The organism is Streptococcus fryi (assembly GCF_053206505.1).
This window is the reverse complement of the sequence record NZ_JBRUGW010000016.1, coordinates 25,406-43,353: the sequence shown is the minus strand read 5'-3', so window position 1 is coordinate 43,353 and position 17,948 is coordinate 25,406. Positions and strand designations below refer to the sequence as shown.

Genomic DNA, 17,948 nt, shown 5'->3' with positions numbered 1-17,948 from the left:
GGATTCCGAAACTTTGACAACTTTAAAAGAAGGATTTTGATTGCCTTGAACATCAAAAAGGAGAGAACCAATCTGATTCTCTCCAGATGTTAGCTTTTCATCTACCCACTACAGTTGACAAAGAGCCCTATTTTTCTGCTGTCACGAACATATATTGCCAGCAAAAACAATAACTACACTCAGCATTTGTAAACGGAATATCTAAAATACTCTGGGCTTTTTTCTTTAATCAAGTTTCTCTCTTTAGGATTTTATCAATTCGTTTGCTTCTTTTAATTTTACAGAAACAACTTTGGAGATGCCAGACTCCTGCATGGTGACGCCGTAAATACTATCTGCTGCAGACATGGTGCCTTTACGATGCGTCACGACGATAAACTGGCTTGATTTGTCAAAACGGTTCAGATAATCACCAAACCTTTTGACATTGGCTTCATCTAGTGCTGCTTCTACTTCGTCTAAAATCACAAATGGAATGGTCTTCACCCGTATGATTGCAAATAAAAGTGCTAGAGCAGACAAGGCTTTTTCACCACCGCTCATTAGGTTTAGAGATTGAATTTTTTTACCTGGGGGTTGAACAGAAATCTCAACACCTGCTGTCAGCAAGTCTCCTTCCGTCAGTATCAAATCACTTGAGCCACCACCAAACATTTGCGTAAAGGTCTGCTTAAAGCTCTCGCGAATACTTTCAAATGTTGTCTTAAATCTTGCCTTAACCTCATCGTCCATTTCTCTAATGGTTGATAATAATAGGTCTTTTGCCTGATCCAAATCGGTTTTCTGACCACTAAGGAAAGTCAGTCGCTCAGTGACCTCATCATACTGTGTAATAGCTTCTAAATTCACAGGGCCCAATGCTTTAATCTGACGTTTTAAATCTATTAATTGCGTTCTAGCATAGTCAATATTATCTAGTGACTCAACCTTTTCTTGAGCTTCAGAAAAATGTAACTGATACTCTTCCGATAAGCTTTTTGCAAAAGAGCTAAGTTTTTCCGATACCTGCTCCATATCTGCTTCCAAATGAGCTTGTTGGCGAATAAGCCCCTCGTTAGACTTATTGATTTCGGTTAATTCCTTTGAAACAAGTTCCAAGTCTTGATCACATTGTAATAGCTGGTCTTTGAGTTCAGAGAGATAAGCTGTATCATCATTCAAGCGTGCTTTAGCCTTTTCTAAATCTGATGATAATTGCGGAAGTTGTTCCTTATCCAACAAATCACCCTTATCTAGTAAAATCTCCTGTGTACGTGATATGACAAGCTGATTTTTCTCAAGGTCTTCTTGAAGACGGTTTAAATCTGCTTGAATGAAACGTTGCTCGCTCCATATCTCACGTTCCATTAAACGTTTTTCAGATAATTGCTCTTGTAAGCTAGAGGATTTAGCTGAGATCGCTTCCTTGTTATCACGAAGCTCCAACATCTCTTGATTTAAACGTTCTTTATCCTGAGCAATAAAAGTCAACTGTTCAGACAGATTTTGCTTATTCTCAAGCAATGTTGCGATGTGCGTAGAAGCTTGGTTAGCCATCAATTTTTGATAGTTTTCTTCAACTTCTGATAAGCGTTGAGATAACTGCTGACTCTCCATTTCAGACTTTTGCTCAGCAAAACGGGTACGATCACCTTCTTCTTTAAGTTGTTCCAACTCATCCTCTGATGCCATGAGTTGCACTTTTAATTGGCTAATCACCTGTTCTTGCTCTTTCATATTAGCCTTCAAAACAGTTAATTCAGCGGTCAGAGCATCTAGTTCAGGTTTGACAAACACCGTGCTATTTTGCTTATTAGCACCACCCGCAAAAGACCCACCTGGACGTAATTCTGTACCATCCAAGGTGACTATGCGTACTTGATAATTCAAGACTTTAGCAGCCTTATTAGCATTGTCAATCGTATCAAAAATAGCTGTTACCCCAAGTAAATTTTCAAAAATATGTCTTAACTCTGGTGCAAAAGTCACCAAGTCACTAGCCATACCAAGAAAACCTTGACTATCTGAAAGACGAGTCGACTGAACAGGTGATAAGAATCGTGCTTTAATTGTTGTTAAAGGCAAAAAAGTCGCGCGCCCCTGTCTATTTTGTTTTAGGAAAGCAATCGCAGCCTTGGCAGCTTTTTCATCAGCTACAATAATATGTTGGCTACTACCTCCAAGAGCAATTTCCAAAGCTGTTTGATAACGGCGCTCAAAGCTTAAATGTTCACTAACTGCCCCTAAAATACCCGATAACTCTTTTTGATGTTGTAAAACTGCCTTAACACCTGCAAAAAATTGGCTATGATTTCTTTGAATAGATTCTAAACTCTGTTTTTTAGCCTCTTTTGATTTTATCTCATCTAATTGCTTAAACAGGAGTTCCTGCTCCTTTTGATACGTCTGCTTCAAGCTATCATAATGCTTAGATTGGATTTGGTATTGCTTTCTTAATTCTGCAAGCTGTTTTTGATAGCTATTATGTTTCTCTTTAGCTACCAAATCTTCCTTAGCCAAAACATCTAACTCTGACTTGATTTGTCCTAACTCATCTTCTCGATTAGCTAAACGCTCTTCCTCTTTGCTTAAATCACTCTCAATTAAGGTTAATCGGTTAGAAATATCCGATTCTTTTTGCATCAAAGCTAAGAAATCATCCCTAATCTTATCCATCAATTGTTCAGGACTTGTCGCAAAACGTTTCAATTCTTCTTCAAGCTTTGCTATTTCCTGTTCCAAAGATGACTTCGTTGATAAAAGGTCATTTAGCTTAGTTTCTTTAGCTGTCACATCAGCCTGTAGCTGTGATTTTATGACTTCTAACTCTGCTAACTGCTCTTTAGCAGAAGCTTGCTTTTCAGCTTTTTGACTGGACTCCAATTGAATAATCTCAATGCGGCGTTCATAGTCAGCAATTAAATTGGTTAATTGTAACAACTGAGACTGTTGTTGGTCAATATTGTTAGATAATTGATGACGTCTTTCTTTTAGCTGTTGGTTAGAAACCTCAAGGCTTCCTCTCTTAACCTCATAGTCTTGCAAAGCCTGCTTAAGTTCTTGATGAGAGACCTCATAGGTAGCTAAGGTTGTCTTATAATGCCTGATATCTTCAACTAAAATTGCCAAATGTAAATCTTGCCTATCCTTATCCAGTGACAAGAATTGACGAGCAATCTCTGCTTGTTTTTTAAGTGGTTTCAACTGATTATCTAACTCGTAGATAATGTCTTCCAGACGATCGAGATTATCCTGTGTTTGCTTAAGCTTGCCTTCTGTTTCTTTTTTTCTGGTTTTATACTTTAAAACCCCAGCAGCCTCCTCAAAAATAGAACGTCGTTCCTCTGGTTTACTATTAAAAATAGCTTCGACACGCCCCTGAGAAATGATAGAAAAGGAATCACGACCCAAGCCAGTATCCATGAACAAATCATGAATATCACGCAAGCGGACTTTTTTACCATTAATCAAATAATCACTATCACCATTACGGTAAATATGGCGTTCTACACGGATATCATCGCCTGCATTTGGAATAAATCCATCCTTATTATCTAAAGTGACAGCTACTTGAGCATAATTAAGAGGTTTACGTGTCTCCGTCCCTGCAAAAATAACATCAGGCATTTTGCCACCACGTAAACTTTTAGCACTCGATTCTCCCAAAGCCCAACGAAGACTCTCTGTAATATTACTCTTACCTGAACCATTAGGGCCGACAACTGCCGTTACGCCTTGGTCAAAAACAACTTTTGTCTTATCTGCAAAAGACTTGAAGCCCTGCATTTCAATTTCTTTTAAATACATTAATGACCTCGCTTGTAATAATCGAGCGCTTGCTTAGCGGCATCTTGTTCAGCGAGTTTTTTAGATTTTCCAAGACCTTTACTGATAGGTTTTTGATTAACACTAACCAAGACTTCAAAGGTTTTATCGTGTGGTGGTCCTGATTCCTCGATGATGTCATAATCAATTTGAATATTGCCTTCTACCTGCAGCAACTCTTGTAAAGTCGTCTTGTAATCCTTCACCTTAGTAAAATTGCCTTCTTCTACCTTAGGAATCATCACTTGATTTAAAAATGCTTCGACTTTTTCAATACCAGAGTCCATTAGGAGAGCCCCTAAAAACGCTTCAAATAAATCGCCTAAAATCGTTGCACGTTCTCTACCACCTGACTTTTCCTCGCCCTTTCCAAGTTTGATGTGCTTATCAAAGCCTAATATTTTCGAAAAATCTGCTAAGCTCTCTTCGCGGACAATCATAGCACGTCTTTTAGAGAGTTCCCCTTCAGCTTTATTGGGAAATTTTTGAAAAAGATAGCGTGAAATAATCAATTGCAGAACGGCGTCTCCTAAAAATTCCAAACGCTCATTATGTGAAATTTTTAGGAGGCGATGTTCATTGGCATAACTGGTGTGGGTAAAAGCTGTTTCAAGGAGTCGTCTATCTTTAAAGACAATTCCAAAATCAGTCGCTAATTGCTGTTCTAATGCTTTCATAAGAATCCTTTCTATGTCATAACCTAGCATATAGCTTTTTATGCTCAAATAGCACTATCTCAAAAGACATCATTTAAGCCATTCTTCTAACATAATATTTCTAAAAGAAATGACCTTTTATCCTTCGTACAAATGAAGGTCGTGTTATGAGGTGCCACGACAAAATAGTCCCTCAACCCTTTTTGTGCACAACTCTTATTTGGACAAGGAAATGTCTATCAAACTTAGACTTTTTCATAACAGTCCTAAAGGCAAAGGTTATCGACCTATTTATTATATCAAAAAAAGGCTCGAAAGCCTATTCTTTAACCATTTTTGGAAAATTTATAGCAAATTATCAACTTCATTAGCTTTCAGTCCATTGCTGATAAGATAGCAAAGGTCATAACAAAAAAGCAACAGCAGAGATTAGGCTATTAAGCGCAATATGACAAACTATCGGGATAAGCATATTGTTCCGTTGACGATAAGCATAACCAACAGCGAATCCCATCATGAAATAATAACCGAAGGTCCATATATTATATGGAAAATGGAGTAACGAAAAAAGGGATGATACCATCACAACTCCTAGTAAGCTATTATGAAAGACACCTTTTTGTAAGAATACTCTAGTGACTAACTCTTCCAAAATTGGCGAAAAGAGACAACTGTTGACAATTAAGGAAACCGTATAACCATTTTTTAAACTGTCACTAATGCCTTCACTTGCACCAGAACGAAATGGAATGATAGAAGAATAGATTTTACCCCCTACAAATACAAACACAACAACTCCAATAATCACCAGCCAATCATGACGAGTAAGAGGACGATAGTCTTCTAAGCCTAATCTCAAAGCAAACATGAGCAAAATAGCAAGAACAAGAATACTAACAGTGAGAAATGCCAACTGGTTTTGGTGAAAATCACCACCATTTATAGCAAATAATAGTCCTGTTGACAATAACCCTAAAAAGACAAGTGCTAAATAAACGACTCTCATCACCATAACTTCGTTCTCCTTTGGTGCTAAAATGTAGTTAGCATCTTTACATATTTGGTCCATTACACATAATGATATGTTATTTTTAAATCTTATTATAACAAACAACTAATCATCAGACAAGATACTAACTAAAAAAGTTCGTATTGCCTTCCCTCACAGTTGAGATGGCGATACGAACTCCGATTAGTTGTGCTAGGCTTTTTGCCTAGTCACTCGATAAACAGCTTATCTCACTTCAGCGCCGACTTCAGCAACCAAGCTAGCAGTGATTTTGTCCATATACTTGCTGACTTCGTCATCTGTTAAGCTATCTGAAGGATTTTGGAAGGTCAAGCTATAAGCCATTGATTTTTTACCTTCGCCTAGATTTGCTCCTACGTAAATATCAAAAAGTTTGATAGAAGTTAAACGTTTATTGCCAACCTTAGCAATAGCATCAAGAATGTCTTGATGAGTAACGTCTTGATTAACCAAGAGGGCGATGTCACGTGTCATACTTGGGAACTTGCTAATCTCTTCAAAGACATAACCTGTTGATAGACTTGCTTCCAGAGCTGTCAGATTGATTTCTGCCACATAGGTCTCTGGCAAATCTTGTTCCTTAGCTAACTGAGGATGAACTTGTCCAAGGAAACCAAGTAAGGTCTCACCAACATAGATGAGAGCTGTACGCCCAGGGTGCATACCGTTCAACTCTTTTGTCGGTACATAAGTCGCTTCAACACTTAATTTAGCAAAGAGAGTTTCTAAGATCCCTTTGGCATGGTAAAAATCAACCGGCGTCGCTGGCGTTTGGAAATCTTTTTCAGCAACAAAACCTGTCATGGCAAAAGCAAAGGTATTTAACTCGTTTGGCAAATCACTCTTACTATCGCCAGTCTGTTCAAAGACTTTACCAACTTCATAGATGGCAAGATTTTTCATTTGGCGAGCGACATTATATGCCACAGTATCTAGCAATCCTGATACCATGCTTTGACGCAAGACAGAACGTTCTGTCGTCATTGGCCACATCAATTCTGTCAGATGGCTTGGCTTAGGGGTGAAGGCAAGGGCTTTTTCCGGAGTTGTCAGAGCATAGGTGATGACCTCTGTCAATCCTGCACCTTCAGCCAAGGTTCTCACCTTACGACGTAATTTTTGAGTAGGAGTTAGCTCACCAGCCGTTCCACCCGCTTCTGGCAAGGTTGTTGGTAACAGGTCATAGCCGTAGATGCGTGCAATTTCCTCAACCAAATCGGCTTGGATACTGATATCCCAACGACGACGAGGGACAGATACTGTAAATGCTTCAGCCGAACCAGCTAAACCAAAACCAAGTTGCGCAAAAATACGCTCAATCTCAGCATAATCTAATTGTGTTCCTAGACGACGATTGACATAATCAAGGCTAGTCGAAACCTGTACTGGCTCTCTATCTAAACTACCAGCTGTCACTTGTCCTTCAAGCACCTCACCATTTGCCAAGTCAGCTAACATTGCAGCAGCAAAATCCAATGCTTCTAAAACAGTATCATAGTTAATGCCTTTTTCAAAACGGGCAGATGATTCTGAACGAAGATTAAGACGTGATGATGTTTTACGAATCGACTTACCATTGAACACAGCGGCTTCAAGCACAACATTTTTCGAATGATTATCAATCTCTGTTGACTGACCACCCATCACACCACCAAGTGCGACTGGTTTATCATTGACAGTGATCACAATATCGTCTGTCGTCAACTCACGGTCAAAACCATCAAGAGTGGTGAGGCGCTCACCTTCTTTAGCTAATCGTGCAACAATCTTATCGCTCTCAAACTTATCCAAATCAAAGGCATGCATTGGTTGACCAAAGTAGAGAAGAACATAGTTTGTCACATCCACCACGTTGTTTATTGGACGAATCCCTTGATTCATCAATAGGTTTTGAAGCCATTGTGGACTTGGCTTGATGGTCACATTTTCAACAACACGGGCTGCATAGGTCAAAACCTTATCTGAAGCAATCTCAACTGAAATACGTTCAGAAGCTAGCTTGTTGGTTTCTGTTAAGACTTTTTCTGGGAATTGAACTGATTTGCCATAAATAGAAGCAACTTCATGGGCAACACCACGCATGGAAAGAGCATCTGCACGGTTTGGTGTAATAGAGAGTTCGATAATCTCATCATCTAAATCAAGGTATTTAAACACGTCATCCCCAGGGACAGCATCTTCTGGGAGGATTTGAATACCGTCTGAAAATTCTTTAGGCACAACTGAGTCTGAAATCCCAAGCTCACCCAACGAACAAATCATACCTAGAGATTCTAAGCCTCTGATTTTTCCTTTTTTAATCTTATAATTATCTGCGATACGAGCACCTGGCAGGGCAACCATTACCTTGATACCCGCTGTGACATTTGGAGCACCACAGACGATTTGACGTAGTTCTTCCTCACCTGTATTCACTTGACAAAGGTGTAAGTGTGTTTCAGGGACATCTTCACATGACACGACTTCGCCGACCACAATTTTAGACAAACCAGCACCTGGTGATGTCACGCCTTCAACTTCAATACCCGTTGTTGACATTTTTTCTGCCAATTCAGCAACTGGCACATCAATAGCAACCAGTTCTTTTAACCATTTATAACTTACTAACATACATTTTCTCCACTTTTCTATGATTTTTGAGGCTTATTTGAATTGCTCTGTAAAACGGCTATCACCAAGATAGAATCCACGGATATCATTGATTCCATAGCGAAGCATGGCAATACGCTCTTGACCAAGACCAAAGGCAAAACCAGAGTATTTCTCAGCATCAACACCACTCATTTCAAGCACTCGTGGGTGTACCATACCAGCGCCGAGAATTTCAATCCAACCTGTCTTTTTACATACATTACAGCCATCACCACCACACTTAAAGCATGACACATCAACCTCAACTGATGGTTCAGTAAATGGGAAGTATGATGGACGGAGACGAATCTTACGCTCCTCACCGAACATCTTCTTAATAATCATTTCAAGTGTTCCTTTCAAATCACCCATTGAAATGTTTTCACCAACAACTAGGCCTTCGATTTGGTGGAACTGATGTGAATGCGTTGCATCATCGGTATCACGACGGAAAACACGACCTGGAGAGATCATCTTCAAAGGTCCTTTGGCAAAATCGTGTTCGTCTAAGGTTCTCGCTTGCACAGGACTGGTATGCGTGCGTAATAGAATCTCTTCCGTAATGTAGAAGGTGTCTTGCATATCACGGGCAGGGTGGTCTTTTGGCAAGTTCATGCGTTCAAAGTTATAATAATCTTTTTCCACTTCAAAACCGTCAACAACTTGGAAGCCCATCCCTAAGAAAATATCTTCAATCTCTTCACTAATCTGTGTTAAGACATGACGATTGCCCTGTTGCATTGGACGACCTGGTAAGGTCACATCAAGACTTTCTTTCTCCAACTGTGCTTCAATCAGCGCTGCTTCTAACAAAGTCGCATGCTCATCAAAAGCTTTTGTCAATACATCTCGTACTTCATTGACCTGCTTACCAACCAGCGGGCGAAGCTCATTAGATAAATCTTTTAAGCCCTTGAGTAATTCTGTCAATGAGCCTTTTTTACCTAAAACTTTGACACGAAGGTCTTGTAGCTCCTTAGCATTCTCAACCTTAATCGCTTTGAGTTGTTCCTGAGTTGATGTTTGCAACTCTTTTAATTGTGCTTGTAAATCCATATGATATCCTTTCTAAAACTGACAATAAAAAGCATGCCAATGCTCCAATTAACTATCGGAGCGTTGACACGCGGTACCATCCGTTTTCATCCGCCATCAGCAGACCTTAATTCTTTGTCTATGTATTGAGTGAATTCGCCAAACTTTCATCTAGTGGGTTTCCAGTCACGCCCCACACTCCCTGTTAGATTGCCATAAGGTTACTAGTCTCTAAGACACTATTCAATTACTACTATCATACCACGCTTAGCCCTTTGTGGCAAGGGGGAGATGCGATAGGTTCATAATAATATTTCACTATACTATATCTACACACCAGCATATAAATATTTGATTTTTTAGTCAGAAAGGTATATCATGACATTGCAAAAGAGAGTAGCTAGAAAGGAGGAACTTATAACTCTCAAAATACAGGAGGATTTAGTATGAAAAAACGTTTTTTAATAATCATTGGTCTCATGATAGCCGTTTGTTCAACGTTTATTCTTGTCTATTCAAATCGTAATGTAGTAGCAGACGACACACAAGAAAACTATACTATTTCAAATATGATCAAGCAATTTGAAAAAATCGAAGCAAATGGCACCGAAGTCACTGAAGAGTATATTGATAGTTATTTTAGCCATGCTGAAGATAAAATTTTTTCTACAGGGGCTGGTTATTGGACAAGTAAAAATCCCGACTCGGATTTCTCTGATGTCCCCCAAGCCATAAAAGATGGGGTTGATGGTTCTCTTAATGGGCCTAATAGCGCAAATGTCAAAGACGTCAAAAAAGCGCTCAAAAATCATTTTTTGGAACAATAATGTTTTTTTGCCCACAATCAAAAACTTTTGTACATAGTAAAAGCGTCCTTGTTCATTTAAGGGCGCTTTTAAAATCAACTAAATCATTATGTCGTAAAACCCACTCAAACAATTCTCATCATTTCTTCAACCTCACCCTTGCCTATGTTATCTCCCGCCTTGTCAAATAAGGTTAGGGCTTTTACAAAATGCTGTTTTGAGACTTCTTTGTCATCCAACGACGCATAAATCTCTCCTAATCCTCTATGAGCACAAGCTTGGGCTATCTCATCATCGGTCTCCAGGGCATAAGCCAGTGACGCTTCCATCTCAGACAAACCTTTTTCAGTTAAGCCTAATTTCCATTTGAGATAGCCACGTTCATAAGCATTGACAGATTGCTTGAGGGCATCATCTGAGAATGTTTCCAAAATAATCTGTCTTTCCTCCTCAATAAGCTCAAGCGCTTGTTGCCAATGCCCTTGTTCTCTGTAAATCATGGCTAACTGATGTAAGCCGATATGCTCATTCTCCTTATCTGACGCTTGACGTGCCAAATTGATATAGGTCATCATAACAGCTCTTGCTTGTTCGGTTTCCTCATCAGCGAGGTAGAGATAGGCCATCAAATTCAGATAGCTAAAGTCTTGACACGCTTCAAGATGAAAATCGTCTTCAACTAACTGCCTAGCTTCTCGATTGTGACCATCAATAAATAAGTTCCAAGCTTTTTCAAGATTCTCTGTCATATTCATTCACCTTTCCAATAGCATCCGATTTGCTAGCATAGGGATACCAAAGTCTACTATCTTGGTCTCACCTTGAAAAACGAAACCACATCTCTCATAAAAAGAGATATCAGGCTTATTGTCAGCCAATACCCAAAGACTAACGGTCTTTGCTGGTCTTAATTTTTCTAAAGTCGCCTGTAACAGTTGGTAGCCCAAACCATGTCCATGATAGTCCTTCAAGAGATAGATGGCAAATACTTCCCCTTGGTCATTATCTGTCAAGCCAAAACTAGCAAATCCAATCACTTTACCATCTATTGTAGCAATCAAGGTATTGTCAGGGTACCTAAAGGTTAAATCACGACATCTATCAAGCGTATATGTCTCCATAACATCACTCGGCAGCAACTTCTCATAGGTCTCTTGCCAAGTTTGCCAATGGACATAGGCCTTTTGCTCTTTATCATCGTCTGTCTCTAACAATTTGATCTGTATCATATCAGTACCTCCAATTAAGAATGGCAGCCTTCACTCTTACCCCATCGCTTTCAACTCAAGCACCATGTCTCGAAGTTGTGCAGCCAACTCAAAATCAAGCACTTCTGCTGCCGCCTGCATTTCTTTTTGCAATTTTTGAATGGTGGCTTGGCGTTCTTTCTTGGTCATCGTGCTATAATCAACAGCTGCCTCAGCAACTTCAGTACTCTTACTTGATTTAGTAATGGCAATCAAATCACGGATTTCTTTCTTAATGGTCTGTGGAATGATACCATGTTCATCATTATAAGCCATCTGAATTTGGCGACGGCGAGCTGTTTCGTCAATGGCTTTTCGCATGGACTCGGTCATCTTATCCGCATACATAATCACATGGCCTTGGCTATTACGGGCAGCACGACCAATGGTCTGAATCAATCCACGTTCATTACGCAAGAATCCTTCTTTATCAGCATCTAAAATGGCAACCAAACTCACTTCAGGAACGTCAATCCCCTCACGAAGCAGGTTAATCCCTATTAACACATCAAAAACTCCTAGACGCAAATCACGAATAATCTCCGTACGCTCCAAGGTCTTAATATCAGAGTGCATGTATTTGACCTTAACACCCATTTCTTTGAGATAATCTGTCAAGTCTTCTGCCATTTTCTTGGTCAAGGTCGTGATAAAGGTACGCTCACCTTTCTCAACACGCGCATTGATCTCACCAAGCAAGTCATCCATTTGCCCCATAGTTGGTCTAACCTCGACTTCTGGATCTAACAATCCTGTTGGACGGATAATCTGCTCAACAATGGTGTCGGTCTGCTCCATCTCATAGTCGCCTGGCGTAGCAGACACATAGACAATTTGATGGACATGACTTTCAAACTCTTCACGGCGTAAGGGACGATTATCCAGAGCCGATGGCAAACGAAAACCATAGTCAACCAACATCTGCTTACGCGAACGGTCACCATTAAACATCCCCTTAATCTGCCCCATGGTCATGTGACTTTCGTCAATCATAATCAAGAAGTCCTCTGGGAAGAAATCCAACAAGGTAAAAGGTGGCTCACCTTCACTACGACCATCCATATGACGTGAATAATTTTCAACACCGTTCGTGTAGCCCATCTCACGTAACATCTCAATATCGTACTCCGTCCGTTGTTTCAAACGTTGCGCTTCCAATAATTTCCCTTCTGCCTCAAAGACAGCCAACTGCTCCTCCAATTCAGCTTGGATTTTGGCAATAGATGCTTCCATACTCTCTTCATTGGTCACAAAGTGCGTTGCCGGGAAAATCGCCAAATGGTCAACCTCACCTAGCACACGACCAGTCAGACTTTCAATCTCACGAATACGGTCAATTTCGTCACCAAAAAATTCGACACGAAAAGCATGTTCGTCACGAGAAGCCGGAAAAATCTCAACAACATCACCACGTACACGGAAACGTCCCCGTTGAAAATCAATGTCATTGCGTTCAAACTGAATATCGACTAAATCATTCAAGAGTTTGTCGCGTGAGATTTCCTGACCTGGACGCAAACTCACCACACTATCTGAATACTCTTTAGGCGACCCCAAACCATAAATACATGACACTGAAGCAACGACAATCACATCATTACGTTCAAGTAAAGCTGAGGTCGCCGAGTGGCGCAACTTGTCAATCTCATCATTGACCGAACTGTCTTTTTCAATATAGGTATCACTAGACGGCACATAGGCCTCTGGTTGATAATAATCATAGTACGACACAAAATACTCAACAGCATTATCAGGAAAAAACTCCTTAAATTCACCATAAAGCTGACCTGCCAAGGTCTTATTATGGGCAATCACAAGAGTCGGCTTATTAACCTTTTGAATCACCTGACTCATGGTATAAGTCTTTCCTGTTCCTGTCGCCCCTAACAAAATCTGTGCCTTCTCACCACCCTCAATGTTATCAACCAAGGTGTCAATAGCCTGTGGCTGATCTCCTGATGGACTATATTTGGATACTAACTTAAACTGATTTGTTGTTACACGTTCAATCATATCATACCTCTCTTATCTCTCTTCATTATTTTAACATAGAACAACACTTCCATAAAAATAATAAGCTGGAGTCAAACTCCAAGCTTAAGCAGTTTCAATATCATCTTCTTTTAAAGATAATTCAATTGCCTTTAAATCAATACGACGATAGAGGTAAAAACATCCTAAAAGTAATACCAAACTAGTCAAAATGCTTCCTTCAGTACCAAATAATCCCCCTGTCAACCATGCCGGCTTATCTGTAGTAGCAAATGACAGAATAGAATAAGGTGTTTTAGTCCCCGATACTTCAACACCAAAGAGATTGCCCTGAGCAAAATTCCAAATAGCGTGTTCACCAACCAAAACCCAAATATTACGACGTTCTATCATTAAAAGAGCTGAAAAAATCCCAAACAAAATCAAATTGATAAACGATAAAAAGGTCAAGCCTGGATTTGCCACATGAAGAAACGCAAAGAATAAACTAGAGACCACTAATCCTACTTTTAAATTTGACTGATTAGTCATCACAGGAAATAACCAGCCTCTTGTTAAAATTTCCTCTGTTCCACCTTGGATATACCAAAATGGAATAATCATAAGAACACTCATCATAGTCTTCCAAGAGAAATCAAAACCTGTCAAAGTGACACCGCCAGATATAAAAATCAAGAACAAGGCAAAGACATACATTCCTAAACCAATCAAGGACCCATATAATAGCTCTTTTAGAGCATTTTGGCGGAAGAACCCTAAATCCCTAATCGAACGTTTCTCGACAAATCTTACCCATAAAAAGATGATAAGACTGATAAAAGCAAAATTAAAGAGAGATAGTCTTAAATCAGATGGCTCCGTTAACAGACCTAAATCAAGCGAAAACAATACAATAACTAAATAATTAATCAGAATAGCGAGAATCTCTCCAACGAGTAGAAATAGGAAGGCTAAAAGCGGTGCGAAAACAACTGGTGGAATGACTTTAGCATTTTTAACCAATTTAAAAATAGTTGTTTCTTCCATAGATATCATCTCCTTTTTAAATATTTTATGAGAACTTTTTAATTTATTCTAACATATTAACTAAATATTTCAATAGATGCATTTATTTTTATGTATATGTCATATTTTATAACATCAAACTTGTTATCAAATAGTCTTTCTGATATAATGAAGGCTACATTTTAGAAGGGAGGCTAATATGAAAACGTATTTTAAAACTTTTATGTTAGCAGTTATCTCGGTGTTAAGTGTATTGACATCTACAGTATCAGCTGAGGATATCATTGATATTGTTTCAGATTCGACTTATGCACCATTTGAATTTAAAGACACAGATCAAATTTATAAAGGTATTGACGTTGATATCATTACCGAAGTTGCTAAAATCAAAAAATGGGATTATAACATGGCTTTCCCTGGTTTTGATGCAGCTGTTAATGCTGTTCAATCTGGACAAGCTGATGCATTAATGGCAGGTACGACTGTCACAGAAGCTCGTAAAAAAGTATTTACATTTTCCGATACTTATTACGATACTAAAATAGTGATCATTACTACAAAAAAGCAAAAAATAACAGATTACAAACAACTCAAAAATAAGGTTGTTGGCGTTAAAAACGGTTCAGTTGCACAATCTTTCCTAGAAGAAAATCAAGAAAAATATGGCTTCAGCATCAAAGTCTATGATACTGGCGATTTAATGTACAACTCACTTGCTACTGGCTCTGTCGATGCCGTAATGGATGACTACGCTGTCGCTCAGTATGCTATCAAACAAGGACAAGACCTTAAGATTTCTATGGATGGTGAAGCCATCGGTAGTTTTGCCTTTGCCGTTAAAAAAGGAAGCCAATATGAATACCTTGTCAATGACTTTAATGAAGCATTAGCAATCATGAAAGCAGATGGACGACTTGAGGCGATTCTTAAAAAATGGTTATCTGATGAAACATCTGCTGCGCCTTCACAGGCATTACTATTAACAGGGGACGCATCTGCAAAAGCAACACCAATAAAAGCTCACTACACCATTGTCTCAGACTCATCATTTGCTCCATTTGAATTCCAGAACGACCAAGGTGAATACACTGGTATTGATATGGAGATGATCAAGGCTATCGCAGCACAACAAGTTTTCACCATCACTATTTCAAATCCAGGTTTCGATGCTGCCCTAAATACCGTTCAGTCTGGACAAGCTGATGGGGTTATTGCAGGGATGACTATTACAGATGCTCGTAAGGAAATCTTTGATTTCTCAGACCCTTATTACACATCAAATATTATTCTTGCTGTTAAAAAAGGAAGTCAAGTTAAATCTTATGAGGATTTGGCTGGGAAACTGGTTGGTGCTAAAAATGGAACGTCATCATATAGCTTCCTTGAAGAGAATGCTGATAAATACGGCTTTAAAGTAAAAGCCTTTGACGAAGCATCTTCGATGTATGACAGTTTAAATTCAGGGTCAATCGCTGCAATGATGGATGATGAATCTGTTCTCCTCTATGCTATCAAACAAGGTCGTAACTTTGAAACTCCGATTCCTGGTATTGCAACAGGTTCACTTGGATTCGCTGTTAAAAAAGGGACTAACCCAGAACTGATTGAAATGTTCAACAATGGTCTTGCAAACTTGGTTAAATCTGGTAAGTATGATAAAATCATGAATCGCTACTTCTCAGAAGACGAAACAGCTACTGATAAAACCGTTGACGAAACAACAATTGCAGGTTTGATTTCCAATAACTACAAACAATTACTCAGTGGACTTGGTACAACATTGGCACTTGCCTTAGTATCATTCTCACTTGCTCTTATCATCGGTGTTATTTTTGGTATGATGAGTGTTTCACCAGCCAAAGCACCTCGTGTGATCGCTTCTATCTTTGTTGATGTGATTCGTGGTATTCCATTGATGATCGTTGCTGCCTTTATCTTCTGGGGCATCCCAAACCTTATTGAATCACTAACAGGCCAACAGAGTCCAATCAATGACTTTGTCGCTGGTACGATTGCTCTATCACTCAACGGTGGTGCCTATATCGCTGAAATTGTTCGTGGTGGTATCGAGGCTGTTCCTTCTGGACAAATGGAAGCTTCTCGAAGTCTTGGTATTTCCTACCCAACAACAATGAGAAAGGTTATCCTACCACAAGCCTTTAAACTCATGTTACCAAACTTTATCAACCAATTTGTTATCTCATTAAAAGATACAACAATTATTTCAGCAATTGGTTTAGTTGAACTCTTCCAAACTGGTAAAATTATCATTGCACGAAACTACCAAAGTTTCCGCATGTATGCTATACTAGCAGTGTTGTACTTGGTGATTATCACCTTCTTAACACGCTTAGCAAAACGTTTAGAAAAGAGGGCTAAATAATGGCTGAATTAAAAATTGATGTACAAGATTTACACAAGTATTATGGGGAAAACGAAGTCTTAAAAGGTATCACTGCGCAATTCTATGAAGGTGATGTTGTTTGTATCATCGGTCCTTCAGGCTCAGGTAAATCAACTTTCTTACGAACGCTTAACTTGCTTGAAACCATTACAAGCGGTAAGGTAATCGTTGATGGCTTTGATTTGTCTGATAAAAATACTAATGTTGACAAGGCGCGTGAAAATATCGGCATGGTGTTCCAACACTTCAATCTTTTCCCGCATATGACTGTCCTTGATAATATTACCTTTGCACCAGTAGAACTGGGTAAACTCACTAAGGCTGAAGCAGAGAAGAATGGGATGGAACTCCTTGAGAAAGTTGGTCTAGCTGATAAACGTGATGCCTACCCAGATAGCCTATCTGGTGGTCAAAAACAACGCGTAGCAATTGCTCGTAGTTTAGCAATGAATCCAGATATCATGCTCTTTGATGAACCCACTTCTGCTCTTGATCCGGAAATGGTTGGAGATGTTCTTGAAGTTATGAAAGACTTAGCAGAGCAAGGAATGACCATGCTGATTGTGACACATGAAATGGGATTTGCTAGACGAGTTGCAAACCGCGTTATCTTTACAGACGGTGGTGAGTTCTTAGAAGATGGAACTCCTGAAGAAATCTTTGATAACCCACAACACCCTCGTCTTCAAGATTTCTTAAACAAAGTTTTAAATGTCTAAATAGTAAATAGAGCTAGGCAAAAGCCCAGCTCTATTTGTCATTAATCCTATAAAATCTTTTTAGGATAGTTCATTTTATGCTTTGAATGCATCTAAAATAAGGGTAATGCCTTGATAAAGGAATGACAAGGCAATAAGATAGGCAACGTACAAACTACCAAATATAGGATTGTTCACCAAAAGGATACCCAACAATAGACCAAGAATACCTGTCACAAGTAGGTAATTGCTCAAACGTAGTAAAATCCGACGAATTTGAAAAGCACGTACCAATCGTGTGACATTAAACATAAGCAACCAGATTCCAATCAGCGTTGGTAGGACCACTGGCAAGGCTACAAAGCCTCCTGATAACAAGAATACCCCAAAAACAAGAGTCATCACACCAGATAACAATTTCCAGCCATCACGAATGAACTTAGGGAGTTTAAAATAAAAGACAATCTCTGATACCCCACCAAGTAAGACGCTAAAGGCTAACAACCAACTCATACCAAGAAGGTTGGCAGCTGGATTAACCATCAAATAAATAGCTGATATACTATATAATAAACCTGATAAAAGTGCTAAAAGCTTTTCTGAACGCATCATAACATCTCCTTTAACTTAATATTCATCC

13 protein-coding genes are annotated in these 17,948 nt (G+C 39.1%); 3 read left to right on the top strand and 10 right to left on the bottom strand.

Annotation, left to right across the window (positions count from 1 at the left end; genetic code table 11):
* Positions 1-243 precede the first annotated feature (243 nt).
* From smc to pheS, 5 genes are all read right to left on the bottom strand, one after another.
* The gene (gene smc / locus ACVRZH_RS05680) at positions 244-3,786 is read right to left on the bottom strand and encodes a chromosome segregation protein SMC (protein WP_447454335.1); all 3,543 of its coding nucleotides are present in this window, start codon (positions 3,784-3,786) and stop codon (positions 244-246) included.
* Positions 3,786-4,481 (bottom strand): ribonuclease III, encoded by a 696-nt coding sequence (gene rnc, locus ACVRZH_RS05675; RefSeq protein WP_447454334.1) that lies wholly within the window; start codon positions 4,479-4,481, stop codon positions 3,786-3,788. The genes smc and rnc overlap by 1 nt, the downstream gene beginning before the upstream one ends.
* Positions 4,482-4,863: 382 nt before the next feature.
* A complete protein-coding gene (locus ACVRZH_RS05670; RefSeq protein ID WP_447454333.1) occupies positions 4,864-5,472 on the bottom strand; it encodes a CPBP family intramembrane glutamic endopeptidase in 609 nt (202 codons plus the stop codon).
* Between the two features lie 222 nt (positions 5,473-5,694).
* Positions 5,695-8,100: a phenylalanine--tRNA ligase subunit beta gene (pheT, locus tag ACVRZH_RS05665; RefSeq protein WP_447454332.1), complete on the bottom strand. Its 2,406-nt coding sequence runs from the start codon at positions 8,098-8,100 to the stop codon at positions 5,695-5,697.
* A gap of 33 nt (positions 8,101-8,133) precedes the next feature.
* The gene (gene pheS / locus ACVRZH_RS05660) at positions 8,134-9,177 is read right to left on the bottom strand and encodes a phenylalanine--tRNA ligase subunit alpha (RefSeq protein ID WP_447454331.1); all 1,044 of its coding nucleotides are present in this window, start codon (positions 9,175-9,177) and stop codon (positions 8,134-8,136) included.
* Positions 9,178-9,602: 425 nt separating this feature from the next.
* Between pheS and ACVRZH_RS05655 the strand changes: the two genes are divergently transcribed.
* On the top strand, positions 9,603-9,983 hold the full coding sequence (locus ACVRZH_RS05655; RefSeq protein WP_447454330.1) for a hypothetical protein: 381 nt from the start codon (positions 9,603-9,605) through the stop codon (positions 9,981-9,983).
* A 104-nt stretch (positions 9,984-10,087) separates the two neighbouring features.
* On the opposite strand, the gene ACVRZH_RS05650 is transcribed toward ACVRZH_RS05655, so the two are convergent.
* From ACVRZH_RS05650 to ACVRZH_RS05635, 4 genes are all read right to left on the bottom strand, one after another.
* A complete protein-coding gene (locus ACVRZH_RS05650; protein WP_447454329.1) occupies positions 10,088-10,711 on the bottom strand; it encodes a tetratricopeptide repeat protein in 624 nt (207 codons plus the stop codon).
* Positions 10,712-10,717: 6 nt separating this feature from the next.
* The gene (locus ACVRZH_RS05645; protein WP_447454328.1) at positions 10,718-11,191 is read right to left on the bottom strand and encodes a GNAT family N-acetyltransferase; all 474 of its coding nucleotides are present in this window, start codon (positions 11,189-11,191) and stop codon (positions 10,718-10,720) included.
* A gap of 36 nt (positions 11,192-11,227) precedes the next feature.
* Positions 11,228-13,222, bottom strand: a complete 1,995-nt coding sequence (gene uvrB / locus ACVRZH_RS05640; RefSeq protein ID WP_447454327.1) for an excinuclease ABC subunit UvrB — start codon at positions 13,220-13,222, stop codon at positions 11,228-11,230.
* Positions 13,223-13,306: 84 nt separating this feature from the next.
* Complete coding sequence (locus ACVRZH_RS05635; RefSeq protein ID WP_447454326.1) at positions 13,307-14,227, bottom strand: CPBP family intramembrane glutamic endopeptidase; 921 nt, start codon at positions 14,225-14,227, stop codon at positions 13,307-13,309.
* Between the two features lie 178 nt (positions 14,228-14,405).
* Between ACVRZH_RS05635 and ACVRZH_RS05630 the strand changes: the two genes are divergently transcribed.
* Both ACVRZH_RS05630 and ACVRZH_RS05625 read left to right on the top strand, forming a co-directional pair.
* The gene (locus ACVRZH_RS05630; protein ID WP_447454325.1) at positions 14,406-16,589 is read left to right on the top strand and encodes an ABC transporter substrate-binding protein/permease; all 2,184 of its coding nucleotides are present in this window, start codon (positions 14,406-14,408) and stop codon (positions 16,587-16,589) included.
* Positions 16,589-17,329, top strand: coding sequence for an amino acid ABC transporter ATP-binding protein (locus ACVRZH_RS05625; RefSeq protein WP_447454324.1), 741 nt, complete (start codon positions 16,589-16,591; stop codon positions 17,327-17,329). Before ACVRZH_RS05630 ends, ACVRZH_RS05625 begins: the two co-directional genes overlap by 1 nt.
* A 75-nt stretch (positions 17,330-17,404) precedes the next feature.
* Here the strand turns inward: ACVRZH_RS05625 and ACVRZH_RS05620 are convergent, their stop codons facing one another.
* Positions 17,405-17,920, bottom strand: a complete 516-nt coding sequence (locus tag ACVRZH_RS05620; RefSeq protein ID WP_447454323.1) for an HdeD family acid-resistance protein — start codon at positions 17,918-17,920, stop codon at positions 17,405-17,407.
* Positions 17,921-17,948: the final 28 nt, after the last annotated feature.

What these genes read in the sequence shown, in the direction of transcription:
- ACVRZH_RS05620 (WP_447454323.1), bottom strand. Translation starts at nt 17,920, where the DNA reads ATGATGCGTTCAGAAAAGCTTTTAGCACTTTTATCAGGTTTATTATAT.
- ACVRZH_RS05635 (WP_447454326.1), bottom strand. Translation starts at nt 14,227, where the DNA reads ATGGAAGAAACAACTATTTTTAAATTGGTTAAAAATGCTAAAGTCATT.
- pheS (WP_447454331.1), bottom strand. Translation starts at nt 9,177, where the DNA reads ATGGATTTACAAGCACAATTAAAAGAGTTGCAAACATCAACTCAGGAA.
- smc (WP_447454335.1), bottom strand. Translation starts at nt 3,786, where the DNA reads ATGTATTTAAAAGAAATTGAAATGCAGGGCTTCAAGTCTTTTGCAGAT.
- rnc (WP_447454334.1), bottom strand. Translation starts at nt 4,481, where the DNA reads ATGAAAGCATTAGAACAGCAATTAGCGACTGATTTTGGAATTGTCTTT.
- ACVRZH_RS05645 (WP_447454328.1), bottom strand. Translation starts at nt 11,191, where the DNA reads ATGATACAGATCAAATTGTTAGAGACAGACGATGATAAAGAGCAAAAG.
- uvrB (WP_447454327.1), bottom strand. Translation starts at nt 13,222, where the DNA reads ATGATTGAACGTGTAACAACAAATCAGTTTAAGTTAGTATCCAAATAT.
- ACVRZH_RS05630 (WP_447454325.1), top strand. Translation starts at nt 14,406, where the DNA reads ATGAAAACGTATTTTAAAACTTTTATGTTAGCAGTTATCTCGGTGTTA.
- ACVRZH_RS05670 (WP_447454333.1), bottom strand. Translation starts at nt 5,472, where the DNA reads ATGGTGATGAGAGTCGTTTATTTAGCACTTGTCTTTTTAGGGTTATTG.
- ACVRZH_RS05655 (WP_447454330.1), top strand. Translation starts at nt 9,603, where the DNA reads ATGAAAAAACGTTTTTTAATAATCATTGGTCTCATGATAGCCGTTTGT.
- ACVRZH_RS05650 (WP_447454329.1), bottom strand. Translation starts at nt 10,711, where the DNA reads ATGACAGAGAATCTTGAAAAAGCTTGGAACTTATTTATTGATGGTCAC.
- ACVRZH_RS05625 (WP_447454324.1), top strand. Translation starts at nt 16,589, where the DNA reads ATGGCTGAATTAAAAATTGATGTACAAGATTTACACAAGTATTATGGG.
- pheT (WP_447454332.1), bottom strand. Translation starts at nt 8,100, where the DNA reads ATGTTAGTAAGTTATAAATGGTTAAAAGAACTGGTTGCTATTGATGTG.